This is a genomic window from Salinicola sp. NYA28a, assembly GCF_976982775.1.
The window spans coordinates 391,797-418,353 of record NZ_OZ334582.1 but is presented as its reverse complement, the minus strand read 5'-3'; the positions used below and the strand labels follow the sequence as shown (position 1 = coordinate 418,353).

Here is a 26,557-nt window from a genome sequence, read left to right as displayed (position 1 = left end):
CAAGCCTCACGGCTGAGCGCTGGTCCGACGCTTCGTCCCTGATGCTGAGCCGAGCTTCCCGCTCTGCGCGTCCCTGTCGTGACGAGGCCTTCCTGGCATCGCGCCACCAGTATGAGGCCGCTAGATGACAGAACGTTAACAGCGGCCGACATCACTGCCGAGAGCGCCTTCGGTCAAGTCTCCAGACGGCATAATTGCAGTGTACAAATTACAGTTACAAAAACTTTCAAAATAATAAGGTAACTATTCAGGTGGCTGCGGATGGCATGTCGCCAACCACCTGATTTTTTTGGCATAGTGTGCCTGATCCTTCGGCACGTCTATGCGGTGACATGACCATCAGCGATATCAACGTCGACGAGGCCCTGGAACGGGTCCGGCAGCAGCTCAAGGAAGACCACACGGTCTCGCCTTCCTTGCGTGCTGCCATCGACGTGCTGATGCTGCTGGTCAAGCTGATGGCCGACCGACTGGCCACCAGCAGCCGCAACAGCAGCAAGCCGCCGTCACAAGACCCCAACCGCCAACGCCGTTCCCGGGCCAAGGGCGAGCGTCGCCCTGGCGGGCAACCGGGTCACGAAGGCAAGACGCTGGCGCCGGTCACCGATCCCGACGAGATCGTGTCGTTGCGCGTCGATCGCCGCACCTTGCCCAAAGGGCGCACCTATCGCTCGGTCGGCATCGAAACGCGCCAGGTGCAAGACATCGTGATCCAGGCCGTCGTCACCGAGTATCGCGCCGAGGTGCTGGAGGACGATCTCGGGCGGCGCCATGTGGCGCCGTTTCCCGACGGCGTGACCCGCCCGATCCAGTATGGCCCACGTCTCAAGGCGCATGTCGTCTATCTCTCGCAGTATCAGTTGCTGCCCTATGCCCGCATCCAGGCGCTGCTGGCCTCACAGTGCGATCTATCGCTGAGCACCGGCACGCTGTTCGCCTTCAATCAAGAGGCCTATCAGCGCGCCGAGGCGTTTGCCGAGTGGGCGATCCCGGCGCTGAGGCAAGCCGCGACCGTGCATGCCGACGAGACCGGGATGCAGGTCGGCGGCAAGCGCTACTGGCTGCACAGCGCCTCGAATGACGCCCTGACCTACTTGGCGCCTCACGCCAAGCGAGGTCAGGAGGCCATGGATGCCATCGGCATCCTGCCCTATGTCCAGGGGGTGCTGGTGCATGATCACTGGAAGCCTTACTACCGCTACGCGGATTGCCGCCACGCACTTTGCAACGCCCATCACCTGCGTGAATTGACTGCGGCCTGGGAAAATGACCACCAAAAGTGGGCCAAGGCGCTGCATGATCTGCTGCTGGAGATGCATCAGGCCGTTGACGCTGCCGGTGGCACGCTCTCGCCCGAAGAGGCGCAACGCTGGCGAGTCCGCTATCGGCAGTGCCTGACAGAGGGTGAGACCGAGTGTCCGCCACCGATCCCACCACCACCGGGAAAGCGCGGTCGTGCCAAACGTACCAAGGCACGTAACCTGCTCGAACGTCTCCAGGCGTACGAGGACGATGTGCTGCGTTTCCTCGACGACCCCGCCGCGCCCTTCACCAATAACCAAGGGGAGCGTGACCTGCGGATGACCAAGGTCCAGCAGAAGATTTCAGGCTGTTTCCGCTCCTGGGAAGGTGCCGAGATCTTCTGCCGGATGCGCAGCTTCCTCTCGACGGCGGTCAAGCAGGGCCTGGCAGCGCACACCGCACTGGAACAGTTGTTTGCCGGTGAAGTGCCCGAATTCATGCGTCGGGACGGCCTGGATCAGGCAGCGTGACCTGAATAGTTACATAATAAGTATCATTTTATATAATAAATTCAGACATTTAACGCTTAACATTTAACCTGGGATAGGGTTGTCCAAATCTCCGATTCGTACAACGCTTGTACAGCACTAGGGGCTATGCCAGCATGAATTCGTCAGCCGGCAAGGAAAGCCGGGCAGTACCGGGCAAGGATGCCCCAGCAGTATGCGGCAAGGATTGCCACTAATTGGTGAGTCAGAAACCAACCCCAAGCCAAGGAGGGCTGATCGTGAAAGACGCCATTTCATGCACCCGCTGCGGTAATGCTCAATCGGTTCCCCTCGAGATTCATGAAGAGTGGGACGAAATCAGCTGTACGGAATGCGGAGAGTTTCTCGACACCGTGGGTCACTGGGCGGATTCCCAGGCACCCAACTATTCGGTGCAGATCCTCAACCAGTGCCGCAGTCTGACGCTCAAGATGGCACGCGAGAGCCACCCCCTCAATGACCATCACCTGAGGGCTACGGCATGATCAGAGTGACGCTGGATCTCAGCTGTTCGATTTGCGGTCATGAGCAGTTCTATCTGCCGATCAACAATCAGGAAGGCACCAACGTGCGCTGCGCCAATTGCAGCGCATTCAAGTGCAAGACACTGGATCTGGAAAAGGCGCTGAGCGCAATACAGAGAACGCGGTCGATCGATCGCCCGGTCGCAGCCTGATCTGCACTTCCGTTTTCGAAAACCGCCTGCATCCAGGCGGTTTTTTGTTGTTGGCCAACTATCATGAATCGAATCCGCTCGAGGTGGGAGGCAAGCCATGGTCGACATCACACAGCTGAAGCACCATATCAACGAGGAAATTCGCAACTGCCAGCAGCGGTTGGCGAATTTCGAGCAGGAGCTGGACACCTGCAAGGAACAGCTACGCGTACTGCAGAGCCATATCGAGGGCTGGGTAGCCGCGCTGGAGATCGACGGCGTCAAGATTCATTACGACGATACCGCGCATACGCTCGAGAAATTCGACGAGACGTTCCAGATAACGCTTCAGGAGCAGACCGTTTCGTTCGGCAGTTGCAAGCTGCATGTCGAGCCGGAAGAGCAGTACCTCCACGGCAATCGGATACTCCTGTTTGCCTCCTCGGACGAGGACGACATCAAGGAGATCATCGAATCCGAGGGCGAGTACTACTTCACTGACCTGCAGTTCGGTCAGAAACGTGATCTGTCCAAGTACGTGCCGTTGACCGAGGAAACCTTCTACAAGCTGCTCTACGCCTGGCTCCGAGCATGAGTCTGGCGGCTGCCGGCCCGCCTGGCTTTCAAAAACAGGCTTCCAAAAAACGGCTTCCAAAAAAAGGCCCCGAACAGTGTCGGGGCCAAGTGTGTTTCGCAGGAATCGAAACCGGGCACAGTCTAGCCCGTTGCCTGCCCGATAAAGTGACGACAAAAGCGTGCTTTAGCCTTTAATTCGTTGTTGCTAAAGTCCCATCTCGGTATGGATAAAACCCCGACTCGCTGTGGCTAAAGCCTTGTCGCCCCTCGAAAACCGCTCACCACGCTTTCCTGGGCCGGCCTTGCGGAGCGATGGGGAGTACCAGAGCGACTTCGATCGCCCGCTCTCTGGCGACACCGCTATCGACCAGCTTTCTGATTCGAGTCTTGAGCGTACCGACAGGTACGTGACTCAGCGCCGCCTTGGCGTTGAGACTCCCCTCCCTGGGGGCGTTCTTTCTTTTGGGGACGAGCAACCGCTGTTCGTAAGACGTGATCTTCATCGCAACTTCCTTGGAGACAGGGTCTCCCGTGTTCTAGCGAGAGGAAAACGACATCAATGAGGCTATCCGGGTCGCCCGCGTAACGACCCGGCTTCTGGGAAGCTAATCCCTTTTATCGCCTTTGGCTAATATCTTTATCGCCACCATCCGATAGCCGAGGGCATATCCATAGGCCCGGCGTGAAGGTGAAGTGGAGGTAAAGCGGAATTGAAATGAAAGAAAGGCCGACAGGAGCGAGGCTCACTCGGTCGAGGGGCGAGAAAATTCCTCTTTCGCCGATGAAAATTCCTCTCTCGCCGATGAAACCGGAATTCGCTAATTCGTCGCTCAGCGCCCATACTCGAGAGCACGGTCTGCCCGGCTCATCGCCAGACGCATGCCGATCATCATGGGTTGATCATGCCATCCCGCGACGCCCCCACCTCGTAGAACGCCGTGTCATCATTCATGGCGCTTTTCATCTTTCAGTACGACACGTTTCGACACTCGACGAACGCTTCGAGTGACACCGCCTAACGTCAGCAGGCGGTAAGCGTTCATTCCAGGACGCCCTGCCATCCCAGCGAGCGTGACCCTAAAGTAACCTCACACTCATCAACACGAGGTTACTCTCATGAGCAAGCGCCGCACTCCGGACCAATGGCAGGGTCTGATTGATCAGCAGCGCCACAGCGGCCTGTCCGCGCTGCAGTTCTGTAAGCAACAAGGCATCGGTTATGCCAGCTTTCGCAGCTGGCGCAAGCGGCTTTGCGAAAGCCCGGTCTCTGACTCGACCGAGACCGAGCAGTCGGATTTTCTGGATCTGTCGGCATTGATGGGCGCTTCGCCGTCTTGCGGGCCAGGTTGGACTATTGTGTTGAGTCTGGGTAATGGCGTCGAACTGCGGCTGAGCCAGAACGGATGATCGGGCTCGATAGCCAGGCCCGGATTTGGCTGTGCACCGAGCCCACCGACATGCGTAAGTCCTTCCGGGGACTGAGCGCGCTGGTACGCAACCAGCTCAACCGCGACCCGCTCAGTGGCCAGTACTTTGTGTTCATCAACCGGCGCAAGACCCAGATGAAGATGCTGTACTTCAGCCGCACCGGTTATTGCTTGTGGGCCAAGCGCCTGGAGCGGGGTCAGTTCCAGGTGCGTGCGTCAGCGTCTGGCCAGCGAGCGTTGACGCTGGCCGATCTGCAGCTGCTGATCGACGGCATTGAGGTGCAAAAAGTTCGCCGCTTCAAGCGTTTTTCAGCAGCGTAAGCACTCAGGGTCCGGTATAATAGCGGCCATGAAATCAACTGCTTGCACGCCTGAACCCACCGCACCGTCTCACTCGGCCCTGGTCGAGGAGAACGCGCTGCTGCGCGAGCAGGTTCAGGGGATGCAGCGCCAGCTGGATTGGTTCAAGAAGCAGCTGTTCGGCCCCAAGTCCGAGAAGCAGGTCTTTGACCTGCCGGGACAGGACAGCCTGTTCCAGCCGGAGCAGGCGCCCGTCCCGGACAAGGCGCCCGAGGATGACAAGCGCACGGTCGGCGCCTATCAGCGCGGCACCGCCAAGAAGCAGCGCGACGATGACTGCTTGAACGATACCGGTCTGCGCTTCAGCGCCGATGTGCCGGTGGAAGTCATCGAGCAGCTGCCGCCGGAGCTGACTGGGCCGGACGCCGATCGGTATGAAATCCTCGGAACCAAGACTACCTTCCGGCTAGCCCAGCGAGCGGCCAGCTATGTGGTACTCCAGTGCGAACGCCCGGTATTGCGCCGCAAAGGCACCGACAAGCCAGTGACCGCCCCGGCGCCGCCCAACGTGCTCGACAACAGCCTGGCCGATGTCAGCCTGCTGGCCGGACTGCTGGTGGACAAGTTCCAGTTCCATCTGCCGCTGTACCGCCAGCATCAGCGCATTCAGCAGGCTGGGGTCACCGTCAGCCGCAGCACGCTGAGCAACCTGGTCAAACGCGCCATCGATCTGCTGCGCCCCATCGTCGATGCCCAGACCGATAATGTGCTGCGCAGCCGGGTGCTGGCCATGGACGAAACGCCAATCAAGGCCGGCCATCAGGGCCGGGCTGGCCCGCAAAAAGGCAAAATGAAATCCGGCTGGTTCTGGCCGCTGTACGGCGATGACGATGAGGTGGTGTTCACCTACTCCAACAGCCGTGGACGGGGCCACATCGAGCAGGTGCTGAGCGAGCAGTTCACCGGCACGCTGATCAGCGACGGGTACGCCGCCTATGCCCGCTACGCCGCAGCACAGGACGGCGTTACCCATGCCCAGTGCTGGGTCCACGGCCGGCGTTACTTCATCGAGGCCCAGAAGGAGCATCCGCAGCAGGCTGGCGAGGCGCTTCAGCAGATCGCCAAGCTCTATCACAACGAAGACAACATCCGTGCTCAACAGCTCACTGGCGAGACGAAGCGCCAGTACCGGTTGGCGCACTCGAAGCCAGTCGTCGACGACTTCTTCCAGTGGTGCCGCGATCAGTTGGAACGTGGCGAGCTGTTGCCCAGCGATGCGCTGACCAAAGCCCTGAATTATATGCTCAGCCGTGAAGCGAGCCTGACCGTGTTCCTGGAAGATCCAGACGTACAACCGGACACCAACCACCTGGAGCGGGCGCTGCGCCCCATTCCAATGGGCAAGAAAAATTGGATGTTTTGCTGGACGGAACTCGGCGCCGAACACCTCGGGCTCATCCAAAGCCTGATCACCACCTGCAAACTGCATGACGTCAATCCGTACACCTATCTGGTGGATGTGCTGCAGCGCATCAGCCAACACCCGGCCAGGGAGGTCGCGCAACTGACGCCAAGACGGTGGAAGACCCACTTCGCGGACAAGCCGTTACGCTCGTTGCTCGATCCCCGTCATCCGCACAGACAGCCCGAATCACCAGAGGCCGTTCGCCATGCGCATTGATGAGATGACCCTCGATCAGTTACTGGAGCTCAATGACGTCATCTGCCAGCGCATCGATGAACTCAAGGAACAGGAAACCCTGCAGGCGCTGAGCCAGCTGCGTGTCGGGCTCAAGGTCTCCTTCAGCACCCGGGAGGGACGGGCGTTCGGCATCGTTACCAAGATCAACCGCAAGAGCGTGATCGTGCTGGCCGAAGACGGAACCACACAGTACAAAGTCTCGCCGCAATTACTGACACCGCTTCATGAAGTGAAGTGATCAGCTTGCCTGGGGGCGTCTACTACGTCCCCGAATGAACGCTTACAGCAGGCGTGCTTCGTTTTTCACCATGGCATGTATTACCGTCGCGACACGAGCCCGCTCCGCCCGGTCGCCGGCAGGAGATCACCCATGCATCGATGCGACAGGTTACCGATCATCCAGCCCCGCCATTTTCCCTCCAGGCATGAACAGTGAACGCCTGGTGGCGTCGAGGAAACGCCAGCACAAACCTCTCGCCCCCGTGGGACGCCAAGGCCCCGGTACGCGAAGAACTGTTCGGCCCGGAACGGCTCGAGCAACATGCACAGAGCCTGGCTCTGGCGCAGCCGATCACCTCACGCCCGCCCGACGTGCTGCCGCTGCACCAGCGCCTGCACGACAACACGGTCGCGCTGAAAAAGGCATACCGCAGCATCGCCAACGAAGTGGCACATCGCCGTAGTGTCGTGCCCGCAGCCGAATGGCTGCTCGATCACTATCATCATGTCGAAAAGCACGTCAGCGATATCGTCGAAGACCTGCCGCCCGGCTACTATCGCCAGTTGCCGAAACTCGCCGATGGCCCCTTTGCCGGCTACCCACGCGTTTTCGGTCTGACCTGGGCCTACGTCGCGCATACCGACAGCCACTTCGATCCGCACACGTTGACCCGCTTCATCGAGGCCTACCAGCGCGTCGAGCCGTTGACCATCGGCGAGCTGTGGGCCATCGCGATCAGTTTGCGGCTGGTACTGGTGGAGAATCTGCGTCGCCTTTCCGACCAGATCGTGCGGGCACGCGAAGCCCGTGCCGAAGCCGATGTGCTGTGTGAACAGCTGCTTCACCCCGGCGCCAGCAACGCGCTGCTGCAGGCCTACGCCCATCTGGATATCGACGACCCCTTCGCCGCGCAATTCTATGCTCAGCTGGCCAAGCGGCTGCGGGATCAGGATCCCGGCAAGACGCCGGCGCTGGCGTGGCTGGAGCAGGAATTCACCCGCCTCGGGACATCCGCCTCGGCGGTGGTGCAAAACGCCCACCAACGTCAGGGCGCCTCGAACGTCAGCGTACGCAACACCATCACCAGCTTGCGCCTCATCGCCGATTTCGACTGGGCGACGCAGGTCGAGCAGGTCAGCCTGGTCGATCAACGGCTGCGCGCGGGTAGCCGCTTTGCCGAGATGGACTTCGCCACCCGGGACCGCTACCGCAACGCCATCGAGCAGTTGGCGCGCGGATCGCAGCGGGACGAACTGTTCGTGACCGAGCAGACGCTCTCGGCCGCTCGAGCCCAGCCGCCGGCGAACTGCCCGCCTGCCGAGGCACAGCGCCGAGCTGATCCGGGCTATTACCTGATCGCCGATGGCCGCCGCGACCTGGAACGGACCCTCGCCTTCCATCCACCCCTGAGGCTGCGCATCCATCGTGCCGTACTGGCGACCGGGCTAACCGGCTACGCCGGGGCGACCGTTGTACTGACACTGCTATTGCTGGGGCTCGCTGAGTGGTCGCTGAGCGCCACCGGGTTGCCGCTCCTCTGGCAGCTCCCCTGGCTGCTGACGATTCTGCTGCCCGCCTACGAGGTCGCGACGACGCTGGTCAATCGCGCGCTGGGATCGAGGCTCGGCGGGGAAGCGCTGCCCGGCCTGGCACTCGAGGACGGCGTGCCGACCGCCCAGCGAACCCTGGTCGCGGTACCGGCGATGCTGACCGAGGCGGTGGCGCTGCGCGAGCTGATCGAACGTCTCGAGGTGCACTATCTCTCCGGTAGCGACGGTCTCTCCGGCAGTGACGGCTTTTCCGGTCACGATCTTGCAAGTCACGATGGTCTTTCCGGTCACGGCGGTCTTTCCGCTAACGACAGCGACCTGACCTTTGCCCTGCTGCTGGACGGCCGCGACGCCGACACCGCCGAACTGGCCAGCGACGACATTCTGCTGTCCGTCGCCATCGATGCCATGGCGAGTCTCAATCGTCGCCATGGCCCCGGACCTGCCGGCCCGCGCTTCCTGCTGCTCTACCGCCACCGGATCTACAACGCCAGCGAAGGCTGCTGGATGGGCTGGGAGCGCAAGCGCGGCAAGTTGACCGAGCTCAATCGTCTGCTGCGGGGGGCCGACGATACCTCCTATATCGCCATCGACGGCCACGCCCCCTGGGTGCCGTCCGACGTTCGCTACGTGGTCACGCTGGACAGCGACACGCGTCTGCCCCGGGACACGATCGCCAGGCTGGTCGGCAAGATGGCCCATCCGCTCAACCAGCCGGTCTTCGGCGACAACGACCGGGTGGTCCGCGGGCACGCCATTCTTCAGCCCCGCGTGACGCCCTCGCTGCCCATCGGCCGCCAGGGCTCGCGCTACCAGCGCCTGTTTTCCGCCCCCGGCGGCATGGATGTCTACACCGCTGCGGTGTCGGATCTCTATCAGGACCTGTTCGGCGAGGGCTCCTTCGCGGGCAAGGGCATCTATGCCGTGGATGCCTACGAAAGGGCGCTGCACGGTCGCATCCCCGAGAACAGCCTGCTCAGCCACGACCTGCTGGAAGGGATCTTCGCCCGCGCCGGTCTGGCTTCCGATGTCGAGGTCGTGGAGGCCTACCCGGAGCGCTACGACGTCGCCGCCAGGCGTCATCACCGCTGGACGCGCGGGGATTGGCAGCTGCTGCCCTGGTTCTGGGGACGGCGCGCCGATCGTCAGTCGCTGACCGCCGTCGGCTGCTGGAAGATCGCCGACAACCTGCGCCGCTCACTGCTGGCGCCGAGCCTGTTCGTTGCGCTGATGATCTGCGCCTGGCTACCGATTCCCGCCGCGCTCACGGCCATGGGCCTGACGCTGGCATGCCTGATCGTGCCCGCGCTGATCCCCGTCGCGTTCGCACTCAAGCCGCATCGCCGCGATGGTAACTGGCGCCATCACTGGCGAACCCTGGGTCGGGACCTGCGAACCGAGATGGGGCGTTGTTTGCTGAGCCTGACACTGTTGGCGGATCAGGCCTGGCAGATGGGCGACGCCATCGTGCGCACGCTCTATCGCGTCCACGTTTCCCATCGTCATCTGCTGGAGTGGACGACGGCATCGCAACTGGCCGGCAACGAGCGTCTGGGCGTTGCCGGATTCGGCCGCGAAATGGCCGGCGGCAGCCTGCTGAGCCTGACGCTGGCGCTGATCCTGGCGATCGTCGAACCACCGGCATGGCCCATCGCCCTGCCGCTATTGCTGCTCTGGCTGGTCGCCCCGCTGATCGCGCTATGGACCAGTCGCGCCCCCGCCGACACGACCGACAACCTGCGCCTGTCGCCGCCACAGGCTCAGGCGCTGCGCCGTATCGCCCGGCGCACCTGGCAGTTCTTCGATACCTTCGTGACGCCGGACTCCCACGCGCTGCCACCGGACAATTTCCAGCTGGAGCCCAGACCGGTCATCGCCCAGCGCACGTCGCCCACCAACATCGGCCTTTATCTGCTGGCGTGCATCGCGGCGCGGGACTTCGCCTGGATCGGCACGCACCGCGCCGTCGAACGGCTGGAAGCCACACTGGCCACGCTGCTCGGGATGGAACGCTGCAAGGGCCACTTCTACAACTGGTACGACACCCGAACCCTGGCGCCGCTCGAGCCGCTCTACGTCTCCACGGTGGATAGCGGTAACCTGGCCGGCCACCTGATCACTTTGGCCAAGGCCTGCGAGGCGTGGATCGCCCACCCGCATGTTCTGGATCCCCGCGAGGGGCTTGGCGACACGCTGCTGCTGTGTCGCGAGGATATCGCCGCCACGGCAACGCTGGATGCCGCAACGCGCACGGCACTGCTGAACGAGTTGGATACGCTATCGGCCCATCTCGACGCGACCCCTTACGGTATCGAGTACTGCGACTTCCTGCGTCAGTCGATCGACGCCTGCCAGCATCAACTCGGGCCGCCATCGCCCGATGCGACGGACCTCGACGAGGCGACCGGCGAAGTTTCACCGCACGGCTGGCTGCGCAGACTGCTGCGCTGTCTCGACGAGCATCGCCGCGATGCCGAAGACACCGCCCCGCTCTCTCGATCCGTCGTTCGTCATCACACCTCTCCCGACGCCGACGGCGCCGCCCGGGAGGCGCCTCTGGAACAGCGGCTTCTGCGCCTGGCGGACGAGGCGCGCCGGCTGGCACTGGGGATGGATTTCCATTTCCTGCTGGTGCCGGAACGCAAGCTGATGTCGATCGGCTACGCCCCGCGAGAGGACCGGGTCGACGACGGCTGCTATGACCTGCTCGCTTCCGAGGCCCGCCTGGCGAGCCTGCTGGCGATCGCCAAGGGCGACCTGCCCACCCGCCACTGGTTCCGCCTGGGGCGGGCGGTAACGCCGTTGAAGGATGGCGTCGCGCTGATCTCCTGGTCGGGCTCGATGTTCGAATATCTGATGCCCTCGCTGATCATGCGTGCCCCGCTGGGGAGCCTGCTCGAGCAGACCAACCGTCTGGTCGTCGCCAGCCAGCGCCAGTATGCCCAGCGCCACGATGTCCCCTGGGGCATTTCGGAATCCGCCTATAACGCCCGGGACATCGACTTCACCTACCAGTATTCCAACTTCGGCGTGCCGGAGCTGGGGCTCAAGCGCGGGCTGGGCGACAACCTCGTCATCGCACCCTATGCCACGGCGCTGGCGACCATGGTCGCGCCCCGCGCCGCGCTGGATAACTTCGCCCGCCTGCGATCGATGGAGGCCGAGAGCCACTTCGGGTTCTTCGAGGCGATCGATTTCACCCTTACGCGACTGCCCGTCGATCGCACCTTCGTCATCGTGCGCAACGTCATGGCGCATCATCAGGGGATGACCATCGCCGCCATCGCCAACACCCTGATGGAGGGAAGACTGCGTAGCCACTTCCACAGCGAACCGATGATCCAGGCCAGCGAACTGCTGCTGCAGGAACGCCTGCCGCGAGAAGTCGCGACGTTGCCGTCTCCCAACGATGCCGATCATGCAGCGCCTTCGAGCGTCATCGCGCCCGCGGCGGCCGTACGCCGGCTCGAGGGCGAGCCCACCGCGCCGCCGGTGACCCACCTCCTTTCCAACGGCCGCTACAGCGTGATGCTGACCGCGGCCGGCGCCGGCTACAGCCGTTGGCAGCAGCAGGCGATCACGCGCTGGCGCGAAGACGCCACCTGCGACGACTGGGGCAGCTTCATCCTGCTTCGCGATCTCGACAGCGGTGCTCGCTGGTCCGCCGGCGCGCATCCGATTGCCGGACCGGCCGACTTCCGGGAAGCGGTGTTCGCCGAGGATCACGCCCATTTCACCCGCCGCGACGGCGACCTCACCACCACGCTCGAGGTGCTGGTATCCGGCGAGGACGACGGCGAAGTCCGCCGCGTCTCGGTGACCAACGGCGGCCGTCATGCGGTAACGATCGAGGTGACCTCCTACGCCGAAATCGTACTGACCCAACCCGCCACCGACGACGCCCACCCGGCATTCGCCAAGCTGTTCGTCGAGACGGATTTCGTCGCCGACTACACCGCGCTGACCGCCACCCGGCGTCGACGCCAGGCGCAGGAGGCGCCGATCTGGGCGGCGCATTTCGCGCTGGTCAAGGGGGAGAGCGTCGGCGAACCCGCATATGAAACGGACCGGGTACGCTTCCTGGGCCGGGGCCGCCAGCTCGGCGACGCGGTGGCGCTGGACGGCCAGCCGCTGTCGAACACCACCGGCACCGTGCTGGACCCGATCTTCGCGCTGCGCCACGTCCTGCGCATTGCGCCGGGACACGTCGCCCACATCGACTTCTGGACGGTGGTCGCCGAGCGTCGCGAAACGCTGCTGACGCTGATCGACAAGCACCACGACACCAGCGCCTTCGAACGCGCGCGCACGCTCGCCTGGACCCAGGCACAGGTGCAGTTGCGCCATCTCGACATCGACCTGGAGGAAGCCGCCGATTTCCAGCGACTGGCGGCGCCGATCCTGTACAGCGACGCCCGCTTCCGGCCACCCTCGGAAGCGCTGAAGCGCGGGCTGTCGGTACAGGCCAATCTCTGGCCGATGGGCATTTCCGGCGACCTGCCGATCGTGCTGCTGCGGCTCGGCGATCTGGAGGAGATCGCCTGGCTGAAGACGCTGCTGCGCGCCCACGAATACTGGCGTGCCAAAGGCCTGGGCGTCGACCTGGTGATTCTCAATGATCGCGCCCACTCCTATCTGCAGGAACTGCAGGACGCGATCGACACGGCCGTGCGTTCCAACCGGCCCCCGGCGCATGTCGATGGGCATCTCCCTATGGGCTCGGTCTACACCTTGCGTGCCAACCAGTTGAATCTGGCCAGTCACGAACTGCTGCTGGCCGTGGCCCGTGTCGTACTGACCGCGCGCAAGGGTTCGCTCCCCGCCCAGCTCGACGCCCTGCTGGCAAAGCCGCCCGCCGACCCGCAAGGCGATGCGTCCTCCCGGCCCCGCCACGACCGGCCCGACCCCATCGTCCTTGACGACGATGGCGAGATACCGGCATCGCCCCAACGCCCCGCAGTCGCCCCCTCCAGCCGGCCTCCGCTGGGGGATCTGACCTTCTTCAACGGCTCGGGCGGCTTCGATCGTGATGGCCGCGAATATGTCTGCGTGCTCGACGATGGCGCGACCACGCCACAGCCCTGGATCAACGTCATTGCCAATGCCGGCTTCGGATTTCAGGTATCGGCGGAGGGCAGCGGCTATACCTGGGCCGACAACAGCCGTGAAAACCAGCTGACGCCGTGGTCCAACGACCCGGTCAGCGATCTTCCCGGCGAGGTGATCTACGTGCAGGACGCCGACAGCGGTGTCCTGACCACCGTCACCGCTCACCCCCGCCGCGCGGATTCCCGTCTCGACGACCCCGGGCATCAGGCTCGCCATATCGCTCGTCACGGCTTCGGCTACACCCGCTTCGAGCACGACACGGCCGAGCTCTCCATGACGCTGTTGCAGTACGTGCCGCTGAACGATCCGATCAAGATCTCGCGGCTCACGCTGGAAAACCGCACCGCCCAGCCGCGCCGGCTGATCGTCACCGCCTATACCGCCTGGGTGATGGGCACGTCACGGGCTCGAACCGCGCCGTTTCTGGTGTCGCAGCACGACGCGGCCACCGGGGCGCTGCTGATGCGCAATCCCTGGAATCAGGCCTTCCCGGGGCGCGTCGGCTTCGCCGACCTGGATGGCCGCCAGCGCGGCTGGACCGCCGACCGCCGCGAGTTCCTCGGCCGGGGATCGCTGGCCGCTCCCGAGGCCCTGATCGAAAGGCGTCCGCTGGCTGCCAGCGATGGCGCCGGGCATGACCCGTGCACGGTACAGCAGTGCGAGCTGACGCTTGCGCCCGGCGAGGCGGTCGAGATCGTGGCGTTTTTGGGGCAGGCCAGCGACGACGCGGCAGCGCGGGAGTTGATCGAGCGCTACCGGCGCAGCGATCTCGATGCCAAGCTGAGCGAGGTCGAGGCCTACTGGCAGACGCTGCATGGCACGCTGCAGGTCAACACGCCGGACCCGGCCATGAACCTGATGCTCAACGGCTGGTTGATGTACCAGACCCTGGCCTGCCGGGTCGTGGCGCGCTCGGCGTTCTACCAGGCCAGCGGTGCCTACGGTTTTCGCGACCAGTTGCAGGATGGCATGGCGCTCACCTTCGCCATGCCGGCGCTGGCGCGGCATCATCTGCTGCGCGCCGCCGGTCGCCAGTTCGTCGAGGGCGATGTCCAGCACTGGTGGCTGCCGCACTCCGGCCAGGGCGTTCGTACCCACATCTCCGACGACCGGGTCTGGCTCGCCTTCGCCACTGCTACCTACATTAAAACGACGGACGACCCCGAGGTGCTGGAGGAGCAGGCCGGCTTCCTGGAAGGTGCGCCGCTCGACCCCGAGGCGCACGACGATTTCGCCCAGCCGCTGGTCGCGGACGAGACGGCGCCGCTGTTCGAGCACTGCGCCCGCGCGCTGGATCAGGCGCTCGAGCAATTCGGCGCGCACGGTCTGCCATTGATCGGCACCGGAGACTGGAACGATGGCTTCAACCGCATCGGCGAGGCAGGACGCGGCGAGAGCGTGTGGCTGGGCTGGCTGCTGCTGCGCACGCTTACGCTGTTCGCGCCGCTGGCCGAAGCCCGCGACGCACCGGAGGCGTGCGCCCGTGCCGAACGCTGGCGGGAACGCGCCGAGGCGCTGCGCCTGGCGCTGGAAAGCGAAGCCTGGGATGGCGAGTGGTATCGCCGCGCCACCTTCGACGACGGCCAGTGGCTCGGCACCCGAGACAACGACGCCTGCCGCATCGACGCCATCGCCCAGTCCTGGGCGGTGCTCTCGGAAGGCGCCGATCCCGAACGCGCCGCGCAGGCCATGGCCTCGGTGGAGCGCCACTTGATCCGGCCACAGGAACGGCTGGCACTGCTGTTCACGCCGGCGTTCGACCAGACCGCGCTGGAGCCGGGCTACATCAAGGGTTACCCGCCGGGGCTGCGCGAAAACGGCGGGCAATACACCCACGCGGCGATGTGGTCGATCCTCGCTTTCGTCAAGCTGGGCCAGGCCGACCGGGCCTATCGCCTGTTCTCGCTGCTCAACCCGATCAATCACGCCCTGACGCCGGACGCCGTCGAACGCTATCGCGTCGAGCCCTACGTGATCGCTGCCGATGTCTACTCCGAGCCGCCCCATGTCGGACGCGGCGGCTGGACCTGGTACACCGGCTCCGCCGGCTGGATGTATCAGGCCGGCGTGAGCGGCATCCTGGGGATTCGTCGCGAAGGCCGTCAGTTGATCGTCTCGCCCTGCATTCCCGATGCCTGGCCGAGCTTTTCGGCTACCGTCAATCTGGAGGGCAGCGCCTGCATGATCCGGGTCGAACGGGCCAGCGACGACCAGCCGGCCGGCGCCAACCTGGATGGCGAACCGCTGCCGAATAGCACTACCGAAGCGCGGCTGACGCTGGACGGCCAGCCGCACGTGCTGACCATGCATCTCGCGATGCGAGGGGACGAGGGCTCGTCGCTCGAGCCCCCGAACGTCTCGTCGCCACGAACGCCGCTTGCCGATACCGTGGGCGACGCGTGAGGGAAGCCGCCAATCTCGTCGCTGCGATCACGCCTCGTTTTTGCGCGTCCGGCGCCTTGACCGACTCGCACGGCGTCAGAACGCGCTCCACTCTTCGACGGCGTCTTCCCGATCACGTGCGCTGGAGGCCGACCGTTGCCGCGTAACCGGTCGTTTAGCGCCTCGATCGGCCGCGGCCAGCGATGGCGCCGAAGCCAACGGAGCGATCCGGGCAGTAGCGGCAGCGGCGCCCTTGAAGAACGACATCTCTTTCAACAGGGCGGCGGCCTGACTCTGCAGCGAACGCCCCGCCGCGCTGGATTCTTCCACCAGGTTCGCGTTCTGCTGGGTCACGCTATCCATCTGCGACACCGCGGTATTGATCTGCTCGATACCCTGAGACTGCTCGCGACTGGCTACCGCGATCTCCCCGACCAGGGCGGTCACGCGTTCGACGCCCCCGACGATCTCTTCCAGCGCCCGACCCGCCCGGTTGACCAGTTCACTGCCGGCATCCACCTGGCCGATGCTCTCTTCCACCAGCTGCTTGATCTCCCTGGCGGCCTCGGCACTGCGCCCGGCAAGGTTGCGCACTTCGCTGGCCACCACGGCGAAGCCGCGGCCCTGCTCACCGGCACGCGCCGCTTCCACCGCCGCATTCAGCGCCAGCAGATTGGTCTGGAAGGCGATCTCGTCGATCAAGCCGACGATACCGGCGATCTTGCGACTCGACGCATTGATCCCTTCCATCGCCTTGATCGCCTGCCCGGCGACCTCGCCCCCGACATTGGCCCGGTGGCTGACATCATGCACGAGCCTATCGGCTCCGGCGGCGTTCTCCGCATTCAGGCGCACGGTCGAGGTGATCTCGTCCATCGAGGCCGCCGTCTGCTCGAGGCTGGCCGCCTGCTCCTGGGTGCGACGGCTGAGATCGTCGGTGCCCTGGGCAATTTCGTCCGCCGCGACGCTGACGGATTCGGCGTTGTCACGCACGCTCATGACGATCCTGGAGAACTGACTCTCCATGGCCTGGAGCGAGCGCAGCATCACGCCGAATTCATCCTTGCTGGTGATCTCGATGTCGTTGTCGAGCCTGCCGCGAGCCATGGCATTGGCGAGTGCCTGCGCCTTGCCCAGCGGCGCCATGATGCCGCGGATCAGCCACAGGGCCATCGCCACGCTTAGCACAAGCGATCCGAGCATGGTGCCGATGATGATATTGCGCCCCCATTCGTATTCGGCGACCGCGCTCTCGTACGCCTCGGCCGCCTGCGCGCTGTTGCGGTCGATCAGCGTCTGGATGGCGTCCAGCGCCTCGGGGTACTGCTGGCGCAGCGTCGTCGTCGCGATGACGCGGGCTCGGTCGAAGTCGTTGCCGATCATCGCCGTGTTGAGCTCGGCGATGGTAGCCCGCAAGCGGGTCAGCGCGGTGATGAAGGCGTCCGCCATCTCCCGCTCCTGCGGGCCGTTGAGACGTTGGGGATAGTAGTCTTCCCAGGCGGCATCGATGACGGCGTCGTTATCCGCGACCTCCTGCTGCGTCACGCGGGCGGACTCCGGGTTTCGGTCACGCTGCTCCGCGGTGATCTTGACCCGATTGCCGAGCAGGGCTCGATCGATGCGGCTGAGATCCTTCAGGGTCAACACGTTCCCTTCATAGGTCCGTTCGAGGGCGGCATTGTTGTCGCTCAGACAGAGCAGCCCGACGACCCCGATGATGAACAGCATGACGATACAGGCGCCCAGGCTCGCGGCCAGGCGGAGTTTGACGCTTCGATTCAGTAGCAGCATGGCGAAGTCCGATGAGTGCCCTTGGCTCGATGCGTTCGGGCAAGTGGAACGGGTCTCGGCAAACGGAATTCCCTCAATAAGAATTCGCTTATTGCCGCCAGAGGCACTATCGGCGCTGTACAAATAAACTTAATTTTATTTAGAACCTGAAGGCAGGGTCATCCACCGATAATTCTACCGGCCAAACCTAATCGACCCGTCTTTTTGTTTTTCAAAAAGTTTTTAGAAACATATACTTAAAAACAAAGTAACTTTCTTTTCCATTGATGCCTCATCCAATTCACCAATGCCCGTTGTCGACCCAGGATGAGTATGGAATTTCTGGTACTTTTATCCTACAAAACCGAACGACCGTATAATTCCAAGTCTGTAACGATCCCTATTTTCGATGAGTCGCGCTGGCTGAGAGCCGAATGGCTGGAAAGCCGAATAGCTGAATGGCTGGATAGTTGGATGGCTGGATGGATATCCGAATAGCCGGATGGAAGGCTGCGTCAGGTAGCGCCACCGCCTTACTTCAGCGGTGGCGGCCTATCGCGTCGATCAATTCCGCCTTGCTCATGCCGCTACGCCCGGCGATGTCGCGCTGCTGGGCCAGTTCGTAGAGGGCTTCACGGGTGAGCGAGGAGAGCTCGGTTTTCGTTGGTATCTTCTTGCGGTTGCCGGATGGCTTCGCCTGCTCGCCTCGTGATTTCTGAGGCTTCCCGGTCCGGCCTTCCGCTTTCCGGGGCGTGTCTTCGCTTTTCGACGAGTCCTCGTCCTGCGATTTGCCATCGCTTTTCGACTTGCCCTTGCGCCCGCTGCTCTCCTTGCGGCCACTCGTCTCCTTGCGCTCATTCGTCTGCTGGCGCGAGGGCTCGACCCGGCCACGCTTGAGGCTGCGTTTGAGCACCTGCATCAGATCGATGACCTCGGCGCCCTCCTGCTCATCGTCATCGTCCGCCGATGCGCGGGAAGATTCGATCGGCACGATATCCTCGTGGCGGCGGCGCTTCTGGCGTACCCGCTTCTTGAGCGCCTCGATATGCGGGTCGATCAATTCATCGGGATCGAAGCGCTTCGCCTCGAGCTTGTCCATGACGCGCTGCATCTGCCGCTGGCGTGTCGCATCCGGGTCCCCCGGCGCGTCCAGGCCAAGGCTCTGCGGCGTCCGCAATTCGTCATGAAAGCGCAGCGCCTCCGCTCGCAGGATGCCGTTCTCGGCCACAATCGCCACCAGCACTTCCCGCCCGCGCATCACCAGCGTGGCGATGCCCGCCCGATTGGCGTTCTCCATCGCCGCGGCCAGCAGCCGATAGGGCTTGAGCGCGCCACTGCCGTTGCCCGAACGAGAGTCCGGCACCAGAAAGTAGGCGCGCCGGAAGTAGAGCGGATCGAGTTCATCCAGCGAGACGAAGCGACTCAGTTCGATCTCGCGCCGATGTTCGAGCGTGGCATCCTCGATCTCCTGATCCTCGACGACCACGTAACGGTCCTCGTCCACTTCGACGCCCCGCGCCAGCTCGCTGGTCTTGAGCGGCTTGCGCCCGGACTCGCTGAAGAAGCGCCGGGACAGCGGCCTGCCCTTGTCGTCCACCTCTTTCAGCGTGATGTCCCGCGCGTGCTGGGCGGGGTAGAGGCCGACCGGCAGATTGACCAGCCCGAAGGCGATGGTGCCGGACCAGAACGGTCGCGGACCGCGAAAACCGCTGTCGTGGTGATGCTGCTTGTCCGACTTCGATGTTTCCGACTTCGATGTTTTCGACTTGGACTTATCCGACTTAGGCACGCTTGCGCTCCCGGGCCAGACTGGCCTTGAGTGACGAGGCGATATCGTCGGTGGGTTCCTGCCGACGACGATGCTTGACCTTGACCCGCTTGCCGCTGCGCTTGGTTTCCACCAGCGCCTCCAGCCGTTGGCGGTATTCGTCCTGATAGGTTTCCGGCTCGAAATCGGCGGCATACATCTCGACCAGATCCGTCGCCATCTTCACTTCGCTGTCGTTCAGCTTGCCGCCGCCGGGCGGTTCCAGGGCATCGGCGTCGACGACCTCGTCGAGATGGCGCAAGGTGATCAATACCGGGTGGCCGTCGTGGTCGCGCAGCGCGCCGACATAGGCCTTGTGCCGCATTACCCAGTGGACCAGCCCTTCCCGGCCGCTATCGGCAAGCGCGGCGGCAAAGGCGTCGAACGTGTCTTGATCTCCATCCGGCCCGAGGAAATAGGGGCGCTGATACCACTGGTTGTCGATCATCCCCTGGGGGAGAAAGTGCATCACCTCGATATCCCGCGAGGGCGCCGGCGTCAGTTCGTCCAGCTCCTCGTCGTCGAACAGGATGCGATCCTGCTTGTCGATGACCGCCTTGTGCCGGTCGTCCCGCGATACCGTCTTGCCGCTATGCGGTTCGATCATCGCCTGATGAACGGGGCGATGCCGACGCCGGTCGAGCAGCCGAAAATGGACGTTACGGTCGCTGACCGCCGTATAGAGCTTCACCGGCACCCGCTCTCCGGCGAAACCGATGACGCCTTTCCAGACCGCGCGAGCACTCATCGTTCTGTTTCCTCACTCATGACCCTCGTTCCTTCGGATATATCGACCATCCTCCTGTCAGACATTCAGACCTCCATTCCGGCATCGCGGCAGCGCTGCTTGGTCAGCCGTTCGCGGGCGTCGTCGAACCCGGCCCAGGGGTCCTGCTCGAGGGAGGCCAGCCGGCGCGGCAGGTTGGTCAGCGTGTATCGGTCGGCCTTGAGTTTCGGCCCGAGCTCATCCCAGCGGATCGGTGTGGCGACCGGTGCGCCGGGCCTGGCGCGGACCGAATAGGAGGCCACCGCCGTGGCACCCCGGCCGTTGCGCAGGTAGTCGAGGAATACCTTGCCGCGGCGGGCCTGCTTGGACATGTTGAGCGTCAGCTGATCGGGATGGCGGTCGGCGCAGCGCTCGCAGACCGCCTCGGCGAACGCCTTGGCGATGTCCCAATCGGCGTGAGGCTTGAGCGGAACCACCAGATGCAGCCCCTTGCCGCCGGTGGTGCGCAGGAACGCGACGAGATCGAGCTCGGCCAGGGCCTGACGCAGCTCGCCGGCGACATCGATGACCGCCTGCCACTCGCAGTCCGGCGCGGGGTCGAGATCGAACACCAGCTGATCGGGGCGTTCGAGGTCGTCGACGCGGCTGTTCCAGAGGTGGAATTCGATGGTCCCCATCTGGACCAGCGCCACCAGGTCGGCCGCGCTACGCACGTAGAGATAGTCATGCCTGCCGGACTTCTCGGCGATGGCCACGCTCGGCAGGTCGTCCGGCATGGTGTCGCTGGGGTGCTTCTGGACGAAGCACTCCTTGCCGACACCGCCGGGGCAGCGCAGCAGCGTCAAGGGCCGCTCGGCGAGACCGGGCAGGATCCAGCCGGCCTGCTCGGCATAGAATTCGGCGAGCGCCCGCTTGGTGATTCCTTCCTCTTCGAACAGCACCCGGTCCGGATGCGTCAGCCGAACGCCTTCGATCCTGACGTCACCGCTGCCGCTCGCCTTTGCGGAGCCGTTCGTCTTTGCGGATGAATGATTGCCATTGGCCTGTTCCGTCATGGTCGCCCCCGAGGCTTGCTGCTGGCTCAATCGAATGTCCTTGGGATCGCGGTCCTCGCGCACGCCGCGAAAGCGCGGGTGGCGCAGGCGCCCATCGTTGGTCCATTCGCTGAAGTTGACATCGATCACGCGCTTCGGCGTGACCCAGTGGCTGCTGGCCAGATCGGGAATGTCGCGCTCGACGAAGGGCGAGGTCTTGCGCGGCGAGCGAGCCAGGTCGCGCTGCCACTCGGCGAGCTGGGCGTGGGAAAACCCCGCCCCGACCCGGCCGCAGTAGCGCAGCTTGCCCGCGTCGTCGTAGGCGCCGATCAGCAGCGAACCGAAGCCGTTGCGCGATCCCTGGGGATCGGTGTAGCCGCCGACCACGAACTCGGCCTGGCGCTCGGTCTTGGTCTTCAGCCAGTCCCGGTTGCGGCGGCCGCGATAGGGGGAGTCGGCACGCTTGGAGACGATTCCCTCCAGACCCTGGCGGCTCGCCTGTTCGTAGAACGCCTCGCCTTGCCCTTCGATATGATCGGTATAGCGCAGCATGCCGCCGTTGCCGATTCCCACGGCTTCGCAGACCTGCGCCAGCACCGCCTTGCGATCGCGCAGGGCCGCGTCGTCGAGTGTCACGCCCTCGAACCCGAGGCCGTCGAGATAGCGCAGATCGAAGATCTGATAGACCAGCCCGGCGGTCTTCTCTTCGCTCAGCGCGCCCTGCAGACGCCGGAAGTCGCTGACGCCGTCGCGTCGCAGCGCCACGACCTCGCCATCGAACAGGGCCTTGTCCAGCGGCAGGGCTTCGATCGCCTCGGCAATCTCGGGAAAGCGGTCCCGCCAGTCATGACCGTTGCGAGTCAGCAGGCGCACCTTGCCGCCGTCGAGCTGCGCCAGAATGCGGTAGCCATCGAACTTGATCTCGTGGAACCAGTCATCATCGGCCGGCGCCTCGTCGACCAGCGTGGCCAGCTGCGCCTTGGGCTGGGCCGGGAAGCTCGCCTGCCGCGCACCCTCGACCTGACCGGGATCGATCTTGATGGCGCTGGCCTTGCGACCGCTGCTCGAGCGTTTGCCCCCGGTTTTCGATGAGGTTTTTGATGATGAGGACTTCGTTGACGAGGATTTCGATGCCGAGCTTGTTGATGACGAGGTTGCTGATGACGAGGATTCGCACTTCGCAGAGGCGGATTCGGACGTCCCTTCGGCGATCTCCGTCATGCGCCGATTCGAGGCCACGCTGACGTCATCCAGGCTGTCGGGCACGTGGGCATCGCCATCGTCGTGGCGCTTGATCATCAGCCATTGCCTGCCGCTCCCCTGCTGGCCGTCGCCACTCCGGCCGCGCATGCGCTTGAGCGTCCAGGCGCCCTTGAGCTTGTCGCCGTCGAGTTCGAAATCGATCTGGCCGTCGTCGTGCTTGCCATTGACACGCCACTCGCCGCGATCCCAGATCATCACGGTGCCGGCGCCGTAACCTTCAGGAATCACGCCTTCGAAATCGCCGTAGTCGAGCGGATGATCCTCGACCTGCACCGCCAGATGCTTCTCTCCCGGCTCGAGGCTCGGCCCCTTGGGCAGCGCCCAGCTGCGCAACACGCCATCCTCTTCCAGCCGCAGATCGTAGTGCAGCCGGCTGGCGTCATGCTTGTGAATCACGAAACTCGACCGCGACCGCTTCCTGCCGCGTTTGCCGCGAGGCTCCGGCGAGCGCGAGAAGTCTCGCTTGTTGCGATAGGTCTCGAGGTCAGCCATCCGTTGCTCCCTCACGATAGCCTGGCGAATGGAAACGATGATCCTGCCAATGAAGATTTCAGCGTAGTCGACGCCACTCGGCGCGCCAGATCATCAATCCAGGTCATCCAGTGCTGATCCCTGGCCGCCGCGCGGCTCCTGGTCGTTCACCTAGCTAGTCGTTCATCTAGCTAGTCGTTCATCTCGCGAATCCATTGACGCACCTTGTACCGACCCCAATGCGACGCGTAGCGGCGGGTATCGTGGGAGGTCGGCGTCAGGAAATGGCCCTTTTCGTTCTCGACCAGCTCGAACTTCCTGAGCGCGCCGACCGGCGCGTCCTCACTGCCGTATACGGCAATGAAACGCAGCTCGATCGCTTCGAGGACGATCTCGTCGGCGGCGATGCCGTGGTAGGTCTGCACTTTCTGGATGATGCCTTCGAAGGTGCCGATATCGTTGAAACTGCCGGGCATCATCGGCCCCTGCCGAGTCGTCTCCGCCAGCTGGGACGACTTCGGTTTTTCGGCATCTTCCATATCGATCATGCTGATAGCGTAATCGCCCTTGTCCGTGTGCAGGATGGCGAAGATATGTTCGATGAAGATCGCCTCCGGGCTCATGTTGCTGACGACACAGCGCGCCTGCAGCGTCTTGCCGCCGCCGCGATTGATGATGATCTTCGGTTGCCGCTGCCTTCTGAAATTCAGATAGAGCAATTGCGCGTAAAACAGCCATACCCCCGCCTCATTCACGAGGGTGCTGATTGAGCGGTCTGAAGGTACTGACTGGTGGCATCGCTTATCAGGATCGGCTTCTTCAGCGCGAATAGCTGTTGAGTAATGCCAAAACGCTGAAATTTCCCCGCTTCCTTATAGCTCTTTGGAATCAATGGCGACCGTCCAAGCAGCCGTGATCGCCGCCCGCCGCTCCGGTCGCTCGCTTACTGATGCTGTGGTGGTCTCGCAGGAGCGTCAGCTCAGTGCGGTCAGCTTCGGCAGCCCCTTCAGCAGCGTCGGCCACCACTTGTCGGCGGCGGCACCCAGATGAACGGTGATTCGCCGAGCGTGCAGTCTCAGCGTGGCGGCGACCTTCAGCACCTGCTCGCGCATCCGGCTGAGGCTCCAGCCTTGCCGGGTCTGCCGCTCCAGCAGGCAGCGCAGGCCATGCAGGACCTGGTAGGCGTAGAGGCTGAGCAGCAGGCTCACCTCGTTGCGTGCCATCACGTCCTGAACGGTGGAGGCGCCGCGATCGGTCGACGAGAGGTGCACGTCGAGCGCCGACTTCACCTCGCCCATGTGCGCCTCGGCGCTGCCGCGCTTGCGGTAGAGCGCCAGGACCTTCTCCGGCGGCCAGTCGAACTTGCCGAGGTTGGTGACCAGGAAGAAGGCATGCAGCAGCAGGTCATCGGGGCGTTCCTGCACCACCAGCACCACGCGACGCGGTGCCGACCAAGAGCCCGCTTGATACTCCAGATCGTGGCACCACTCGCGAGGCTGCTCGGGTGGCCGGCCAGGTGGCCGCTTCAGAAGTGGCGCTGCCAACTTCTGCAGGCCAGTGTGACTGCGCAGCCGGCCCAGGTACTCGATGTCGCACTCTTCCAGGGCCTCCAGCGTCGCGTTGTCGGTGAAACCGGCGTCGATGCGCACCCGAACCTGGGCGCCGGTGCTCTCGTTGAGTCGCCGCACCAGATGCGGGATCCAGGTGTCGGCGTTCTCGGCCGGGCCGGCGTTGCCCTCGCGCAGCAGGCCGCCCACCATGTCGCCGGTTTCTGCCAGCGAGGCGACCAGCGGTGAATAGATCCGCGCGCCGTACAGGCCATGATAGGCCGAGCCGCCCTGGTGGCCGTGGACCTCGATCGGCAGGCCGTCGATGTCCAGCGTCAGCTGCTTGGGGCGCTCGCCGTTCTTCAGCGCGGTCAGGCGCCAGATCACCAGTCGCAGCAGGCCTTCGTGCACGGCATCGATATTGTCGCAGCGCCCGAGGCAGGTCAGCAGCCGCGACAGCGTGGCTTGAGAGGGCCGGTCCTGGGCCAGGGGCGTTGTCCCGCGCGCATCGCTGCAGGCCAGCTGCCAGAGCGGATCACGGCGCAGCGTGTCGGTATCGCTGAGGTCGATCCAGCCCATCGCACGCTGCAGCACCAGGGTACGCAACTGGCTGGCCAGCGAATGAAGGATGCGCAGCGGGTGGCGTCGATCGACCAGATTGTCTTCCAGCGCCTCAATCACGCCGCTGTTGTCGAGGGCCTCACGCAACAGCAGAGCGCCGCTGTCGCTGGTAGTGCGCTGGCCGCTCAGCTCAACACGGACAGCGCCGTTGCATGAGGGCGTCCAGGTGGATAGGCTTTCACCCATAGCGGATGGCTCTCTTGGTTCAGATTCTTGGCGGAACACACTGAATTTTCAAGAGAATACCATCCGCTATCTTCGTTTTCGGGCCGGCCTCATGAATAAGCCGGGATACCAGAAGCGTGAAGAAGTTAGTCACCGCACTGATGGCGGAGCTGTTGCTCGATAACCATTCCATGATTCGTTGCTACCTTTGACGTGCCATATCGACGATTACCCGACTCAGGGTGGCGCTAACGGTTCCGCTCATGAAAAGTAAAAGCGCCAATGATTATCGCCAGTTAAAAGCCACGCCGTTATTAACCGACGGTAAATGGCGCCTTACACAAATGACCGGAAGCACGGCTGGCATTGAAAGCTCGAAACAGGAAACTCGAAGCGCGGGATCCGAACGCCATTCGGGCCTGAGGCCTGGCAGGAGATACAAATAAAAACCTAATAAACACGTCTTTTTAATCTGGATCAGTAGCGATGTCATTCTCGGCAACTAGCTTCTGAGGGCATCGGCCATTTTTGATGGCAATCACTTTCTGCACCCATCGGATAGCGTCGCTATCTCGTTCCCGGAGAAAATCATGTTCCAGCATTCATCCAAACTTCAGTACCCGGTCAAGGTCGAGCAGCCCGATCCCCAATTTGCCATGCTGCTGCAACAGGCCATCGGCGGCATCGAAGGCGAGATTCGGGTCGCCATGCAGTACTTCTTTCAGGCCATGGGGGCCCGCGGCGACGATCGAATTCGAGACCTGCTGATGTCCACGGCCACCGAAGAGCTGTCTCACATCGAGATGCTCGGCCACGCCGTCGCCCTGAACCTGGAAGGCGCGCCCGTTTCCTATCAGGAAGAATCGGCCAAGGATCCGATCATCAATGCGATCCTCGGCGGCGCCAATCCTCGCCACCTGCTCTCCTCCGGTCTTTCCGCCATGCCGGTCAACGCTAATGGCGTGCCGTTCGACATGAGCCACGTCTATGCGACCGGCAACGTGGCGGCGGACATGATGGCCAACGTGGCCGCGGAATCCAGCGGTCGCGTTTTGGCCACGCGCCTGTACAACTGGACCAGCGACAAGGGCATGAAGGATTTCCTGTCGTTCCTGATCGCTCGCGATACCTACCACCAGCAGCAGTGGCTCGCGGTGGTCGAGGAGCTGGGCGGATTCGAGAAGCAGCTGCCGATTCCCAACTCGACCCCGGAGGCGCACGAGGCAATGGAACATTCGTACTACTACCTCAATACGCTGACCGACAAGGAAGCGCCGATGGGCCGCTGGAATCAGGGTCCGTCGCTGGATGGCAGGGCCGAGTACTCGACCCGCCAGGCACCCGAGCCCGAAGGTCAGGAGCCGTCGCTGGGCAAGGCCAGGGAGAACTCCGGCGCCCAGAAAGAGCAGCTGTAGGCCGGCGAGGCGAGCGTGACGCGTCT

17 protein-coding genes are annotated in these 26,557 nt (G+C 63.6%); 10 read left to right on the top strand and 7 right to left on the bottom strand.

The genetic code is table 11. From position 1 onward, the window contains the following. Positions 1–332: 332 nt before the first annotated feature. From tnpC (ACWHY3_RS02015) to ACWHY3_RS02000, 4 genes are all read left to right on the top strand, one after another. The gene (gene tnpC, locus ACWHY3_RS02015) at positions 333–1,772 is read left to right on the top strand and encodes an IS66 family transposase (RefSeq protein ID WP_023004967.1); all 1,440 of its coding nucleotides are present in this window, start codon (positions 333–335) and stop codon (positions 1,770–1,772) included. Positions 1,773–2,029: 257 nt separating this feature from the next. Then, positions 2,030–2,275: a hypothetical protein gene (locus tag ACWHY3_RS02010; RefSeq protein ID WP_448127459.1), complete on the top strand. Its 246-nt coding sequence runs from the start codon at positions 2,030–2,032 to the stop codon at positions 2,273–2,275. Beyond that, positions 2,272–2,466: a hypothetical protein gene (locus ACWHY3_RS02005; RefSeq protein WP_448127458.1), complete on the top strand. Its 195-nt coding sequence runs from the start codon at positions 2,272–2,274 to the stop codon at positions 2,464–2,466. The genes ACWHY3_RS02010 and ACWHY3_RS02005 overlap by 4 nt, the downstream gene beginning before the upstream one ends. A gap of 97 nt (positions 2,467–2,563) precedes the next feature. Then, positions 2,564–3,040, top strand: coding sequence for a hypothetical protein (locus tag ACWHY3_RS02000; protein ID WP_448127457.1), 477 nt, complete (start codon positions 2,564–2,566; stop codon positions 3,038–3,040). Between the two features lie 259 nt (positions 3,041–3,299). Here ACWHY3_RS02000 and ACWHY3_RS01995 read toward each other — a convergent pair whose 3' ends face one another. Beyond that, positions 3,300–3,524, bottom strand: a complete 225-nt coding sequence (locus ACWHY3_RS01995; RefSeq protein WP_332780396.1) for a hypothetical protein — start codon at positions 3,522–3,524, stop codon at positions 3,300–3,302. A gap of 613 nt (positions 3,525–4,137) precedes the next feature. Between ACWHY3_RS01995 and tnpA the strand changes: the two genes are divergently transcribed. The 5 genes from tnpA (at position 4,138) to ACWHY3_RS01970 (ending at position 15,732) form a co-directional block, all read left to right on the top strand. Beyond that, the gene (gene tnpA / locus ACWHY3_RS01990) at positions 4,138–4,428 is read left to right on the top strand and encodes an IS66 family insertion sequence element accessory protein TnpA (protein ID WP_087721070.1); all 291 of its coding nucleotides are present in this window, start codon (positions 4,138–4,140) and stop codon (positions 4,426–4,428) included. After that, the gene (gene tnpB / locus ACWHY3_RS01985; protein WP_087721071.1) at positions 4,425–4,769 is read left to right on the top strand and encodes an IS66 family insertion sequence element accessory protein TnpB; all 345 of its coding nucleotides are present in this window, start codon (positions 4,425–4,427) and stop codon (positions 4,767–4,769) included. The genes tnpA and tnpB overlap by 4 nt, the downstream gene beginning before the upstream one ends. Positions 4,770–4,797: 28 nt before the next feature. Beyond that, positions 4,798–6,429: an IS66 family transposase gene (gene tnpC, locus ACWHY3_RS01980; protein ID WP_179208974.1), complete on the top strand. Its 1,632-nt coding sequence runs from the start codon at positions 4,798–4,800 to the stop codon at positions 6,427–6,429. Then, complete coding sequence (locus tag ACWHY3_RS01975; protein ID WP_087721073.1) at positions 6,419–6,688, top strand: hypothetical protein; 270 nt, start codon at positions 6,419–6,421, stop codon at positions 6,686–6,688. The genes tnpC (ACWHY3_RS01980) and ACWHY3_RS01975 overlap by 11 nt, the downstream gene beginning before the upstream one ends. 194 nt (positions 6,689–6,882) lie before the next feature. Next, on the top strand, positions 6,883–15,732 hold the full coding sequence (locus ACWHY3_RS01970) for a GH36-type glycosyl hydrolase domain-containing protein (RefSeq protein ID WP_448127456.1): 8,850 nt from the start codon (positions 6,883–6,885) through the stop codon (positions 15,730–15,732). Between the two features lie 75 nt (positions 15,733–15,807). Here the strand turns inward: ACWHY3_RS01970 and ACWHY3_RS01965 are convergent, their stop codons facing one another. The 6 genes from ACWHY3_RS01965 to ACWHY3_RS01940 form a co-directional block, all read right to left on the bottom strand. Continuing rightward, positions 15,808–17,502, bottom strand: coding sequence for a methyl-accepting chemotaxis protein (locus tag ACWHY3_RS01965; RefSeq protein WP_448127455.1), 1,695 nt, complete (start codon positions 17,500–17,502; stop codon positions 15,808–15,810). A 517-nt stretch (positions 17,503–18,019) separates the two neighbouring features. Then, positions 18,020–19,270 carry a non-homologous end joining protein Ku gene (gene ku, locus ACWHY3_RS01960; RefSeq protein ID WP_332780440.1) on the bottom strand — a complete coding sequence of 417 codons (1,251 nt, stop codon included), beginning with the start codon at positions 19,268–19,270 and terminating at the stop codon, positions 18,020–18,022. Next, positions 19,263–20,036: a non-homologous end joining protein Ku gene (ku, locus tag ACWHY3_RS01955; protein ID WP_448127454.1), complete on the bottom strand. Its 774-nt coding sequence runs from the start codon at positions 20,034–20,036 to the stop codon at positions 19,263–19,265. Before ku (ACWHY3_RS01955) ends, ku (ACWHY3_RS01960) begins: the two co-directional genes overlap by 8 nt. 65 nt (positions 20,037–20,101) lie before the next feature. After that, a complete protein-coding gene (gene ligD / locus ACWHY3_RS01950; protein WP_448127453.1) occupies positions 20,102–22,804 on the bottom strand; it encodes a DNA ligase D in 2,703 nt (900 codons plus the stop codon). Positions 22,805–22,974: 170 nt separating this feature from the next. Further along, positions 22,975–23,538, bottom strand: coding sequence for a hypothetical protein (locus ACWHY3_RS01945; RefSeq protein WP_332780437.1), 564 nt, complete (start codon positions 23,536–23,538; stop codon positions 22,975–22,977). A gap of 219 nt (positions 23,539–23,757) precedes the next feature. Beyond that, positions 23,758–25,137 carry an IS1380 family transposase gene (locus tag ACWHY3_RS01940; protein ID WP_448127342.1) on the bottom strand — a complete coding sequence of 460 codons (1,380 nt, stop codon included), beginning with the start codon at positions 25,135–25,137 and terminating at the stop codon, positions 23,758–23,760. 569 nt (positions 25,138–25,706) lie between these two features. On the opposite strand from ACWHY3_RS01940, the gene ACWHY3_RS01935 reads away from it, so the two are divergent. Continuing rightward, positions 25,707–26,531, top strand: a complete 825-nt coding sequence (locus ACWHY3_RS01935; protein ID WP_087719930.1) for a manganese catalase family protein — start codon at positions 25,707–25,709, stop codon at positions 26,529–26,531. Positions 26,532–26,557: the final 26 nt, after the last annotated feature.

What these genes read in the sequence shown, in the direction of transcription:
- ligD (WP_448127453.1), bottom strand. Translation starts at nt 22,804, where the DNA reads ATGGCTGACCTCGAGACCTATCGCAACAAGCGAGACTTCTCGCGCTCG.
- ACWHY3_RS01940 (WP_448127342.1), bottom strand. Translation starts at nt 25,137, where the DNA reads ATGGGTGAAAGCCTATCCACCTGGACGCCCTCATGCAACGGCGCTGTC.
- ACWHY3_RS01965 (WP_448127455.1), bottom strand. Translation starts at nt 17,502, where the DNA reads ATGCTGCTACTGAATCGAAGCGTCAAACTCCGCCTGGCCGCGAGCCTG.
- ku (WP_448127454.1), bottom strand. Translation starts at nt 20,036, where the DNA reads ATGAGTGCTCGCGCGGTCTGGAAAGGCGTCATCGGTTTCGCCGGAGAG.
- ACWHY3_RS02005 (WP_448127458.1), top strand. Translation starts at nt 2,272, where the DNA reads ATGATCAGAGTGACGCTGGATCTCAGCTGTTCGATTTGCGGTCATGAG.
- tnpB (WP_087721071.1), top strand. Translation starts at nt 4,425, where the DNA reads ATGATCGGGCTCGATAGCCAGGCCCGGATTTGGCTGTGCACCGAGCCC.
- ACWHY3_RS01995 (WP_332780396.1), bottom strand. Translation starts at nt 3,524, where the DNA reads ATGAAGATCACGTCTTACGAACAGCGGTTGCTCGTCCCCAAAAGAAAG.
- tnpA (WP_087721070.1), top strand. Translation starts at nt 4,138, where the DNA reads ATGAGCAAGCGCCGCACTCCGGACCAATGGCAGGGTCTGATTGATCAG.
- ACWHY3_RS01935 (WP_087719930.1), top strand. Translation starts at nt 25,707, where the DNA reads ATGTTCCAGCATTCATCCAAACTTCAGTACCCGGTCAAGGTCGAGCAG.
- ACWHY3_RS01975 (WP_087721073.1), top strand. Translation starts at nt 6,419, where the DNA reads ATGCGCATTGATGAGATGACCCTCGATCAGTTACTGGAGCTCAATGAC.
- tnpC (WP_179208974.1), top strand. Translation starts at nt 4,798, where the DNA reads ATGAAATCAACTGCTTGCACGCCTGAACCCACCGCACCGTCTCACTCG.
- tnpC (WP_023004967.1), top strand. Translation starts at nt 333, where the DNA reads ATGACCATCAGCGATATCAACGTCGACGAGGCCCTGGAACGGGTCCGG.
- ACWHY3_RS02000 (WP_448127457.1), top strand. Translation starts at nt 2,564, where the DNA reads ATGGTCGACATCACACAGCTGAAGCACCATATCAACGAGGAAATTCGC.